11 protein-coding genes and 1 tRNA gene are annotated in these 11,601 nt (G+C 62.3%); 3 read left to right on the forward strand and 9 right to left on the reverse strand.

Annotation, left to right across the window (positions count from 1 at the left end; translation table 11 throughout):
- Positions 1-257 precede the first annotated feature (257 nt).
- On the forward strand, positions 258-728 hold the full coding sequence (locus ABD112_RS11800; RefSeq protein ID WP_343926105.1) for a rhodanese-like domain-containing protein: 471 nt from the start codon (positions 258-260) through the stop codon (positions 726-728).
- An 89-nt stretch (positions 729-817) separates the two neighbouring features.
- Positions 818-1,573 carry a ferric reductase-like transmembrane domain-containing protein gene (locus tag ABD112_RS11805; RefSeq protein ID WP_343926107.1) on the forward strand — a complete coding sequence of 252 codons (756 nt, stop codon included), beginning with the start codon at positions 818-820 and terminating at the stop codon, positions 1,571-1,573.
- A 36-nt stretch (positions 1,574-1,609) separates the two neighbouring features.
- Here ABD112_RS11805 and ABD112_RS11810 read toward each other — a convergent pair whose 3' ends face one another.
- From ABD112_RS11810 to ABD112_RS11850, 9 genes are all read right to left on the reverse strand, one after another.
- Positions 1,610-3,019 (reverse strand): NADH-quinone oxidoreductase subunit N, encoded by a 1,410-nt coding sequence (locus tag ABD112_RS11810; protein ID WP_343926109.1) that lies wholly within the window; start codon positions 3,017-3,019, stop codon positions 1,610-1,612.
- A 13-nt stretch (positions 3,020-3,032) separates the two neighbouring features.
- Positions 3,033-4,523, reverse strand: a complete 1,491-nt coding sequence (locus tag ABD112_RS11815; protein ID WP_343926111.1) for a complex I subunit 4 family protein — start codon at positions 4,521-4,523, stop codon at positions 3,033-3,035.
- 3 nt (positions 4,524-4,526) lie between these two features.
- Positions 4,527-6,458 carry an NADH-quinone oxidoreductase subunit 5 family protein gene (locus ABD112_RS11820; protein ID WP_343926113.1) on the reverse strand — a complete coding sequence of 644 codons (1,932 nt, stop codon included), beginning with the start codon at positions 6,456-6,458 and terminating at the stop codon, positions 4,527-4,529.
- Positions 6,455-6,757: an NADH-quinone oxidoreductase subunit NuoK gene (locus tag ABD112_RS11825; protein WP_343926115.1), complete on the reverse strand. Its 303-nt coding sequence runs from the start codon at positions 6,755-6,757 to the stop codon at positions 6,455-6,457. The genes ABD112_RS11820 and ABD112_RS11825 overlap by 4 nt, the downstream gene beginning before the upstream one ends.
- Positions 6,754-7,317: an NADH-quinone oxidoreductase subunit J gene (locus ABD112_RS11830; protein ID WP_343926118.1), complete on the reverse strand. Its 564-nt coding sequence runs from the start codon at positions 7,315-7,317 to the stop codon at positions 6,754-6,756. The genes ABD112_RS11825 and ABD112_RS11830 overlap by 4 nt, the downstream gene beginning before the upstream one ends.
- A 2-nt stretch (positions 7,318-7,319) precedes the next feature.
- Complete coding sequence (locus tag ABD112_RS11835) at positions 7,320-8,264, reverse strand: complex I subunit 1 family protein (RefSeq protein ID WP_343926120.1); 945 nt, start codon at positions 8,262-8,264, stop codon at positions 7,320-7,322.
- Positions 8,257-9,588: a hypothetical protein gene (locus ABD112_RS11840; protein ID WP_343926121.1), complete on the reverse strand. Its 1,332-nt coding sequence runs from the start codon at positions 9,586-9,588 to the stop codon at positions 8,257-8,259. Before ABD112_RS11840 ends, ABD112_RS11835 begins: the two co-directional genes overlap by 8 nt.
- A complete protein-coding gene (locus ABD112_RS11845) occupies positions 9,579-9,929 on the reverse strand; it encodes an NADH-quinone oxidoreductase subunit A (RefSeq protein WP_343926122.1) in 351 nt (116 codons plus the stop codon). The genes ABD112_RS11840 and ABD112_RS11845 overlap by 10 nt, the downstream gene beginning before the upstream one ends.
- 575 nt (positions 9,930-10,504) lie before the next feature.
- Entirely contained in the window at positions 10,505-11,299 is a 795-nt protein-coding gene (locus ABD112_RS11850; protein WP_343926124.1) for a transglutaminase-like domain-containing protein, read from the reverse strand.
- Positions 11,300-11,385: 86 nt separating this feature from the next.
- Between ABD112_RS11850 and ABD112_RS11855 the strand changes: the two genes are divergently transcribed.
- Positions 11,386-11,458: transfer RNA gene (locus ABD112_RS11855), tRNA-Arg, on the forward strand.
- Positions 11,459-11,601 lie beyond the last annotated feature (143 nt).

The following is an 11,601-nucleotide window of genomic DNA, read 5'->3' on the forward strand; positions in this document are numbered from 1 at the left end:
CCGCTGCAACGTCCTCTACGCCATGATGCGCGACGGCACACTCTACGAGAACGAACCGAAAAAACACGCCCTCGCCGCTTGACAAAAACATAGGGGCACCCCCCCATAGCCGTGGTGGATATTCCAGTCGCCGTTCTGATCGGTGCAGTCAGCGGGCTCGGGACGGGCACATCCACGCCACGAATCAGCGCACCCTGCGCGGTCCGTCCAACCCGGGCAAAGATACTGCCTCAGCACAACCGTGTAGGCTCCTGCCCATGAATGCTGCACCTCGGCTGCTACACACGACTACGACAGTCATGGCGGCAGTGCTGCTGATGGTCGGTTGTGCGGCAAATACACCCCAAGCAGACACTCCGATCGATGCCGCATCCGCCGCTCGCCAGCTCGACCCCGAAGCCTTCGCTGCAGAGGTCGCCAGTGGCGACCGCTTCGTCATGAACGTGCACACTCCCGACGAAGGTGGAATCGAGGGCACCGACGCCGACATCCCGTTCGATCAGCTCAAAGAGCGCGCCGCGGAGCTACCGCAAGACCGTACGGCCGCGATTGCGGTGTACTGCATGTCCGGGGGGATGAGCGAGATCGCGGCCGAAACCCTCGCCGGAATGAGCTACGTTGACCTGGTGGAGTTGCGCGGAGGCATGATCGCGTGGGAGGCAGACGGCCGACCGCTGCTTGCTCCGGCCGCAAGCCAAGGATCAGAAGAGCTTGGCCGGGATTCATGAGCGGCGCAAAGTCACGTCCCGGAAAGGGTCAGTCGCAGGGAGTACGCCGCGTACAAGGAAGTACAGGAACGCCACGGGGCCCGGTAAAGATGACGCCTTCGAAGTCCCCGCCGACCAGCAATACAACGACGCCGCAAGCACGGGGCGATGGCAATTGGGTCGTGTTCCTGCGTCACGTCACGATGGCTGTCGTGACTGCGCTCCTCGTTTTCGGGTTCTGGTCGACTCGGATGGAATGGACAGCGGACATGCGCCTGTGGCGCGCCATCGGAGACGCTGCGATCGTGTTGCTCTTCGCCGCCTTGGCCCTGGGTCCGGCGGCGAAGCTGTCAGCACGCGCGGGCAACGGGCTATCTTGGCGCCGGCCGCTCGGCATCTGGGCGGCTCTTGCTGCCCTCACCCATACCGTACTGATCATCGACGGCTGGGCGCAGTGGAGCATCCAGCGTTTTCTCGGCTTCGAGTATGTGCCCCAGCTAGGCCGCGAGGCGCGACTGGAGCCGGGGTTCGGGCTTGCTAACCTGATCGGACTCGTCGCAGTGATCTGGATGGCCGTGCTGCTGGCTACATCGTCGGATCGGGCAGTGCGGTACCTTGGCCCCGCGGGTTGGAAGTGGGTCCAGAGCGGCGTCTACATCGTGTTCTACCTCTCCGTACTCCACTCAGGCTATTTCCTGTTTCTCCACTACACCGCGTCGTTCCACCGCACTGTGCCCGATCCGAACTGGTTTCGGTTCCCGTTGCTAGCACTCGGGGCGATTGTCGTGGTGCTGCAATGGTGGGCGTTCACGCGCTCGGTTCGCCAGCACCGATCGAGAAGGATCTCAGCGACCGCATCGAGCTGAGTGCGATGAGGCTTAGTGCTCACTGTACAAGCCGGTTCACCCTACGAGCGGCAGACCAAACGCGGCGAGCACTGGGCCCGCGGCGATCCCGATAACGAGAATCACCAGCGCTCCCATGACGGCGGCCCGAGAAGCCCACAGCCGCTGAGGTCTAGATACAGGCACATCCGCTCCAACGCGCACGAACATCGGCGCTAGCCAGCGGAGGTAGTAGAACAAACTTGCGGCGGTGTTGATCGCCGCGACGACCACGAGCCACGCCAAACCACCGTCCCACGCCGCGGTAAAGGTAGTGAGCTTCCCGACGAAAATGGCGGTCGGCGGGGTCCCTACGAGTCCGAGGAGGCTTACAACGAGAGCTCCAGCGAGCCACGGGTGTGCGACCGCGACGCCGCGGTAGTCCTCGATCGAGCGGCGCTTTGGCAGCGCTGCAATGACCGCGAAGGCGGTGATGTTTGACGCGGCGTAGCCCGCGAGGTAGAGCAGCAGGGAAGGCAGTGCAAGATCTGCCCGTCCTGCGACCGCCACCGGGAGCAGGAGATAGCCAGCCTGACTTACCGTCGACCAGCCCAGAAGCCGCTTCACATCGGTCTGCCAGAATGCCGCGAGGTTGCCGAGCGTCATGCTCGCAGTCGCGATGATGGCGACTAACAGAGGCCAATCGACGTTGTCGGGAAGCAGTTCGAAGAAGCGATAGGCGGCGATGAGAGCACCAAGCTTGGGAATCGAAGCGAGGAACGCCGCAACCGCTGTTCCGGAGGCCTGCGTTGCATCGGGCACCCAGAAGTGGCCGGGAACCCCGCCCGCCTTGAACATCAGCCCGGCCATGACCCCAACGATCCCGGCGAGGACGGCCGCAGGTGGGGCATCGCCGAGCGCCGACTGCAATTCGGTATACGAGGTGCTTCCGGTGATTCCAAACAGTATTGTCACCCCGAGCAACATCGCGATGCCCATGAGCGCGCCGATCAGATATGTCTTGAGTGCTGCCTCGGCGGCACCAGGCAACCTGCTCATTCCGACAAGGGCATAGAGCGGGATGCTCGCGAGCAAATATCCGGCGGCGAGCACGAGAAGATCATTGGCGCCCGCCATCGCGATGGCTCCGAGTGCGGAGAGCATCATGAGCGTGTAGGTCTCGCTCTCCCTAGCAGTTCCACCGAGCTCCTCGACACCGAGTATGAGCACGAGGATCGTCGCCAGCGGGATGATGATCCGCGCTGCCCCGGTCGCGACATCCACCGCAAAGCCGCCCTCAAAAATCGTCATTGCGGGGGAATTCAGTCCAGCCACCGCGGCTGCCGCAGCCAGCAGCAGGGCTACGATCGCAACGGATCGCGTCACTACCTGCCGATCTCGGGGAAGGAACGACCCCGCAAGCAGCACGATCACCGCACCCGCGAGCACAAGGATCTCCGGTAGGAGCGCGAGGGTATCCCGTTGCATGTTCACGTGAACGCTACCTGCTGACGAGGTCGACGATTACGGATGACGCGGGCTCGATGATATCCAGCAGGAAACGTGGCACGATCCCGATGACCACGGCAAAGATCAGGAGTGGGGCGATCGCCAGAATTTCCCTCCGATCGAGGTCGCGGAATCCTGTGGACAGCCCCCGCGTCTCGCCGGTGAGCATCCGCTGCAGCGCTCGCAGAAACAGCGCGGCCGTGATCAGAATGCCCGGAAGTGCAAGCGCGGTCAACGGAACAGGCCCAATGCTGCCGGTGAAGATCTGGAACTCGGCGATGAAACCACTAAACCCTGGTAGCCCGAGGGAAGCGAAGGCCGCTATCGCGAAAAAGGTAGCGTAGCGGGGTGCCGGAGCCGCGAGTCCACCGTAGGAGCCGATGTCATAGCTGCCCTTGCGGTCATAAAGCACCCCCGCAAGAAGGAACAGCGCGCCAGTGATGAGTCCGTGGCTAACCATTTGGACGACCGCTCCGGTGACAGCAACCTCTCTCGCTTGGGCGGCGCTGTCGCTCACGACACCGGCTGCACCAACGGCCAGAATCACGTAGCCCATGTGGTTGACGGAAGTGTAGGCGATCATCCGCTTGAAGTCGGTCTGGGCGAGCGCGACGAGTGCTCCGTAGAGGACCGAAACGATGCCCACCACGACGACTAGCCATGCCCAGTCTTGCCAAGCGTCCGGCAGCATGGGCATCGCAATCCGCAGAAAACCGTAAGTGCCCATCTTGAGCAGGATGCTTGCCAGCACGACCGAACCGATCGCGGGAGCATCCGTGTGAGCGGGCGGAAGCCACGTGTGGAACGGGAACGTCGGCGTCTTGATGGCGAGGCCGAGGAACACGGCTGCGAGCACGAACCCGCCGATGACTGGCTGATCACCGAAGGGTGGGTTTCGTGCAAGCTCGACCATGTCGAATGTCTTCGCGACCGAACCTAGGTAGAGACCAATGAACCCGACGAGCAATGCGAGCGAGCCGAGGAAGGTGTATAGGAAGAACTTCAGCGCTGACCGGGCGGCGTTGCCGTGGCCCCAACCGGCGATCACGAAGTACATGCCGACGATCGAAAGGTCGAAGAATACGAAGAAGAGAATGAGATCTTGCGCAGCGAACACACCGAGGCTCGCTGTTTGGAGGAAGAGGAAGAGGGCCGCTTGCGGTCGGGGTCGGTCAGTGTCGCGAAGCGCGAACACGGCGCAGACGACGAAGATGAGCGAGGTGAGCGCGACGAGAGGCAGCGACAGCCCGTCGACCCCGAGGTGATAACTGCTACTGACGTTCGGGATCCACGGCACCTGCTCCTCAAAGGCTAAAGCCCCAGCACCCGGGTCGCGATAGGCCAGCCATAGGCCGACCACCAGCCCGAGGTCGATGAGAGTGACGACAATCCAGATTCGCCGGGCTGCGACGTCTGAGATACGGGGCATGGTCGCGAGTACGATCGCGGCGAACACCGGAAGGAATACGATAATACTGAGCATGAGTTACCTTATGAGAAGGGTCAGGATGAAGACAGCCGCAAGGGTGATCGCAATCTGGGCGTAGTACTGATGAATCTTTCCAGTCTGAGGACGCCTCGCCAAACTGCCGAGTCGTCGTATGTGGCGCGCGAGACCTGCGACGGCGCCATCGATACCCCGATCATCGGCACGCGCCGCACGCAGGCCTGCGAGAATACTCGCTCGCGCGGTCGCGTCGACCGCCGCATCGAGCCCGGCATCGTCGAAGAGACCGAGCCGTCGGGAGCCGCTCACAGCTGCCCGTGCGGTCCGATGTAGACCGCGGTCGAGGATGCCGTCGTCGAATCTCGCGAGCGCGCCACTGAGCACAAGTGTCGGCCGAACAACGACGACGTGTACGGCCTTCTCGAGACCGAGCCAGTTCACCGCCCAGGCTGGCTGCGGCAGACGTCGTCGGAGTCCGATCGCGACGAGAGCGAGCATCGTGAGCGCGAGCACTGCCGAACCGGCGAGCTCGATCACGCTCGGTGTCGCAGTGCCTTCCTCCCCCAGCATCGCTTTCAGCGGCTCACTCACCGGCGGCAGTGCCAGAATGCCGAGCAGTGCCGCGCCGGTCGCGAGCACGATGAGCGGGATACGTTCGCCGCGGCCGATGCGCCGCGTGCCAAGCTGCTCGTCGTCATATCCTGCTTCGGTCGTCTCATCCGCTCTCCCCCACACGATGACGAGTGCCTTTCCAGAATAGATCGCCGAAAGCGCCGCCGCAGCGAGGCCGACAATGTAGAGCACAGGGCTCATCTGAAGGGTGACAGCTAACAGTTCATCTTTGAGCGCCCAGAGCGACAACGGAGCGATGCCGGCGAGCGATAGGAGACCGACGCTGAATAACACCCCGACTAGTGGCCAGCGGCGCGCAGCACCACGGAGCGCGAACAACTGTTTGGTGCCGAGCGCGGCAAGCCACGCGCCTGCAACGAGGAAGAGCAGGGCTTTGGTGGAGGCGTGCGCAACAAGATAGCTCGCACCGCCCGCGATCGATCCGACCCCCGCGGCAAGAACGACGAAGCCAAGTTGGGCCGCGGTTGATGCTGCAAGCAGCTGCTTGAGGTCGCGTTGAGCCACCGCAACCGCTCCGAGCAAGAGCGCGGTTAGTGCTCCGATCCACGCCACTGTGGTGCTCGCCCAGCTCGTTACCTCAAGCAACGGCGCCACGCGGAGAAGCAAGTAACCGCCCATCGCAACCATTGCGGCCGAGTGCAGCAGAGCACTGACCGAGCTTGGCCCTTCCATCGCGCGCGACAGCCACGAGCTAAACGGTAGTTGCGCAGCCTTTCCGAGGGCGGCGGCGATGATGCCTGCCGCGATAATGTCTCGCCAGGGCGAAGACGCAGCGGGTAGGTCGGCGAGTTCAAGACTGGCGCCTCCGATAAGCGCGGCACCCGCGGCGAGATAGAGACCGAGATCGCCCGCCCTCGTCATGGTGAAGGCGACGAGTCCCGCCTGGACACGCCGGTCATCACGCCATTGGAAGCCGATCAGTGCCCAAGACATCGCCCCCATAATTTCCCAAGCAAACAGTAGCGTTGTGAGCGTCGTCGCGGTCACGGTCACGGCGACGGCGGCGGCAAAGATCAGCATGAGGCCGTGAAATCGTTCCGGCGACTCTGTTCCTTCGGCTGCCGCAAAGATCAGCACGAGCAGGGTGGCGATCGCGACGACAGGAAGCACGAAGGCGGAGAGCCCGTCGATGGCAAGCCCCAGCGGCGCGCCCGCAACGAAGGGAATCTCGAAGGCGGAGCGTGTATTTGCCACGACTACGGCGAGCGCAGCCGTTACCGTCGCGGTCGTGAGCGAGACCGGGATCGCGACGGTGCGTGCGCGCGGTCCGACGACACAGAGCAGAATTCCGGATACCGCGGGCAGCAGCACGACGAGAGCAAGGGCGAGCACACTCATCCGGATAGGTCCGTTGCCGAGTCGGTCATATCTGATCCGCGGGAACGATGCAGGAGGGTGGCAACTGCGAAGCCCATCGCCATCTCGACGGTCATCGCAGCGATGACGACGAGCAGTAGCACTTGGCCGTCAGGGGCTGGCGCGAGGAACCACCAGAAGGCACCGGCCGCAAGGATGACGCCGTTGAGCATCAGTTCGAGCCCCATCATGACCATAACGACCACTTGTTGGGAGAGCGCACCGAACAGACCAACGCTGAATAGCGCGGCAGCGACAAGAAGAACCGCTTGGAGTGTCATCGGCCGAGACCTCCTTGCATCGGATCGTCGGGTCTTCCACGTTTCAGGTCGTCGCCCCAGCGATCGTACCGCCCGCGTGGGTTTGCGATCACGAGCCCAGCGATGATCGTGGCGAATAGCACAGGGCTGATGGTGAGCATCGCGAGCATCTTCGGACCCATGATCGCCTCGCCGAGCGATACGGTGAGGTCTGCGGCGGGTGCGCCGATACGTGCGGGCCACGGGATAAGCAGGGCTCCTGCGGCTAGAAGAACGAAAGTTCCTGTCGCCAGAACCGCCGACCAGCGTTTGTTGTGGGTCATATCCATCGGCATGAGAGCCGGATTCATCCCCATGTACATCACCATATACACGGCCATAATCGCCATCTCCATGACCATCATGAGAATCGTGATGATGCCGATGTACTCGAGGCCGACCATCACGAGCATGATTCCGACGGCGATGAACGAGACCGCCAAGGCGTAGGTTGCGCGCGCCATCGAGTTGACCAGGAAGACGGCGGCACCGGAGGCAACGGACACAACCGCGAGCGCCCAGAACAAGATATCAATCAGCATCGTCAGCTCCCCAGTGTGATGGTCGCAACGATCGCGACGATGAGTACCTGCAGAAGAGCCGCCGGCAACACGATGATCCAGGCAACCTCGGCAAACCGATCAGGGCGGATCGTAGGCACTCGGTGACGGATCGCGATGAAGGCGGCGAGCACGAGCGCAGTCTTGACGATCGTCCAGAGCCAGTCGGGCAGTAGCGGGCCCGCTCCGCCGCCGAGGAAGAGTGGAACGGCGAACGCGGCACCGGCGGTGAGCACCGCGTAGCGCCCGGCGAGGATGAGTAGTCGGTCGACACCGGAAACGTCGGTGAGAAAACCGCCAGCGATGTCCCGCCCCACTGCGGTGGCGTAGGGCCCCCAACTCGAGAAGGCGATGACACTGCTGCAGAAGATGACAAAGGCGATGGGCATCCAAATCACGAACCACAGGTCCTGTTGAGCAGTGACAACGTCGCCGACCCTCAAACTTTGCGCCGCAACTGCTGGAGTGATCAGCGCAAACATCAGCGGCAGCTCATACGCGACAGCGAGCGAGAGAAAACGGTAGCCCCCCACGAGCGAATGCGCGCTGTTGGCCCCCCAGCCGATAAGCCAGAACAGCGCCCAGATCATGACATCCATCGTGTTAAACCACACGACACCGACGTCTAGGTCGGCAAGGGTCCATGGCCCGAGCGGGATGACCAAGATCTTCAGAAGCGCGACCACTACGAGGCCGCCCGCGCCCACCCGCCAGAGCAGAACATCCGCCGCGACGGTTACCTGACGTCGCTGTCTCAGTAACCGCGCGGCCTCGGCGAGCGGTGCGCTCGCTCCGGAGAGGAACGGTCGGCCAACGGATCGGCCCACGAGAGCACCGTTTAGCCCGGCTCCCGCGAGCGCAAACAGCAGCAGGCCTAGCGGAGCAAGCACTGCCCACACTGGACTGACCTGCACGATTGCGTCAGCCATGAATGGCTCCATCGTCCACAGCACCGCCGTGGACACTATGGCCGCCGTTCGCATCGCTGTGATGGGCATTGTGCGGGGAGGCATCGTATGAAGGGACGGCTGAAGTATCGAGACCGAGACCGGCAATGAGCAGGCGAGCCGTTCCAAGATCCGTTCCGCTGAGGAGTTCCGGCAGCGTCGCGAGGCGGTTCTGAGTCTCCTGTGCCGCCTCAGCGCCTGTCAGCGGACTCATCCGAAATTTCCCCGTGCCAGCAAGCTCGGTCGCCTCGCGCAGCCATCCGATCAATCGAAGGCGGATGTCGCCGCTGAACTTATTGCCAGATAATGCAGTGGTATCGGTGTCCTTGCTTGCCACGTCCACATTTACTCCCTTAAGGGACCAACGCAGCACAACGGAACGCTCCACGCGTCGACGCAACCGATCGAGAGCCACTGCCTGGTCGGACATGACTACGCCACCAACCGCGGCGTCGCGGAGCCGGCAAGCACTTTGCGCAGCAGAGCCCCACCCTGCAAGCGCGAGCAGCTGCACTGACTGGTCGCAGAGCCGAATGATTCTCTGCCGAGGCTCCGCCGCAATAGGCGTCTCGAGCTTCGCCGACCTCGATGCTGCGGCAAGAATCCGGGCTTCTGCGCTGACAATCACATCGCCCTGTAGTACGCACTCGACGACGAGCCCGGCAGGCCAATGCGATAGCACCGGGCCAAAGGGCACGGTGAGTACATCCATCTCCAGCCCATCTCGATCATCACCGCCGCCTGCGAGGGGAATACCGTGAATTAGCATCTCCATGTTCTCGTGGCCCATGCCCGCATGATCCATGCCCGCTTCGTCTGCACCGTCCGCCATGTGCATGCCTTCGTGCATGTCAGGACGCGCAGCTACGGAACCGGCATCGGCATCGGCGGGGGCCATCTCATGTGCGCCGTGTTCCTCGTGGCCGACGGCATCCGGTTGAGAATCGTCCGGGACTGAGGATCGAGATCTGGATACGGCGTCGTGGCGCTGTCGGGAATCATCAACCAGGTCTGCCACGGCAGCATCGAGCGAGACAGCTATGCGGGCTGATGCGGTGAAATTCACGAGAGTCCGCGGTCCGGGAAGCTGATTCCAGACTCGGTCACAGACTGCACGGAGCTCCTCCCCAGGAGTCCCGCATATTGCGAGCAGGTCGGCATCTGCCGGGGAGAGAGCGCTAATCCAGCCGCGCCGGTTGAGCTCCGCCTCAAGCAGCATCCGTGTTTCGCTCCAACCGGGTACCTCGACGATCAGAACGTGCACAGCAGTGGCAGCTAGTCGCGCGACCTGCGAGGTCACACCCATCGCAGGGAGCCTTCCCGCCATGCCCAGATGACACCAACCATGAGCAGCCCGAGGAAGACGAACATCTCAATGATTGCTGTGGGGCCCTCATTGACCACGACAACCGCCCATGGATACATGAAGAGCATCTCGACATCGAAGGCCAGAAAGATGAGGGTGAGTGGATACCAGCGGGCGTGATAGCGGGAGAGGGCGTGCTCCCGGGGCTCCCACCCCGACAGGAACGGCATGACCTGAATCGGGTCTCGCGATACCGCCGTGGCTCGTGCCACAAGGTAAAGAATGCCGATACCGGCCATAGCCACCCCGAGGATCACCGCGACACTGATGTAGGCCGACATGCCTTCTGGCCTCCCTAGCTGCGCGGGTGTCAAGCAGCACCGATTTCACGCAATCGGTACAACGAAGATACGTGGGTGACTTTACCAGTGCGTCCGCAATCAACAAAGCACACGAATGCTTTCGCCTACTGTGCCAATGCGCCCCTGCAGCTCACAACGGCCGTGCCCCATACTCGGGTCAGGAGGAACGAAGTATCGTTCGCAACCTCCACCGACGGCACTCTCATTGCGCGGTCCCGGCACCGCCGGCTGGAGCGCCGCTGACGAGTCGCAAACTAGAAATATTGCGGCTTGTCGCCCCGGGCACAGCAGCGACGAGTGCTCCGTCGAACTCTCTATGAGTATCCGAACCGTTGAACGCCACGTCTCGAACGTCTCTGGGGAACTCTCTATCACCGGCAAGTCGGCGCGGGCTGCCGCTGACCACCGAAGACGTTCTCACGCTCGCGCGAGGTGCCTCCGTCTGATCGTCACAGCTACGCGTGTGCTCACCACAGTTAAGCGTCACCTCCCGTCAGGCGGTGCTTTTCTGCGTGCCGAGTGGGTGCGATGCAAGCTACTTAGAGGCGTGGCGACTAAGGAAGTTGTACTAGCGACCGATGATCGTCGTTCGGCAGCACATCGGCCGTTGCGGTGATCACAAGGTTCTGTAGGAAGAGGTCGGCCCAGTGGTTGGTGAGGAACGCGACATCCGCCGCATCTCGGCCCGTGGCAATACGCACGAGTGACTGCCTCGGAGCGAGCCCTGTGGAGTCAACAACCCACCACGCGCCATCTACATACGCTTCAGCTACGGCGTGAAAATCCATCGGGCTGAGCCCTGGCGCATACACCGAGGCGTAGCGAGCCGGCACATCTTTTGCTCGCAGCAAAGCAATTGTGAGGTGCGCATAATCGCGGCATACGCCTCGTCGGGCTAACAGCGAGTGTGCCGCACCATCGGTCGCCTGAGAAACACCCGGTGTGTAGCGAAGACTCTGCGACACCCAATCGCGCACTTCCTGAACCAACTCGTGGCCGGTCTGGGTCGGGAATTGCGCGCGAGCAGTGGCGATGAGCACATCAGACTCGCAGTAGCGGCTTGGGCGCAAATATTCGACTCGGTCGATGTCGTTGAGCGGCGCGGCTTCGGGGGTTGCCCCGACCGTGGCAGCGTAATCCACGACAAGACGCCCGGGCCCAGCAATAAGTGTGTGCAGGCGGGTACCGCGCGCATCGACCAGCTCTGTGGGCTGCTGAGGCACACCGTCCAATATGAAATCAAGGGACTCGGATGCGGTCGGCCAGAGCGCAGACACGGCAAGGCTAAACACCATTTCGGTGCGACCACGAAGGTCAAGTTCTTGGTGGGACGAAACGGTACGCAACATGGTTCGATAATGTCACGAGAAGCTGAAACGGTCATCAGAACAGCGTGCTAATTGTTGGGGCGATTGCTTGATAAGCTAATCTCCTTGCCTTCGTAGCTCAGGGGATAGAGCGCCGGTTTCCGGTACCGTAGGTCGGGGGTTCGATTCCCTCCGGGGGCACTGTGTGATGTCGCGGGACATAGTTCGCATATGTCTCGCGACATTGTTCATTCCGGCGGCTTTCTCGCCTCTGGTTAGGGCTGTTTTCGTTTGGCTTGGTAGTTCTTGTTTGGGTCGATTGTGTAGTCGCCGAGTATTTCTCC

The organism is Rhodoglobus aureus (assembly GCF_039527955.1).
Classification (GTDB): Bacteria; Actinomycetota; Actinomycetes; order Actinomycetales; family Microbacteriaceae; genus Rhodoglobus; species Rhodoglobus aureus.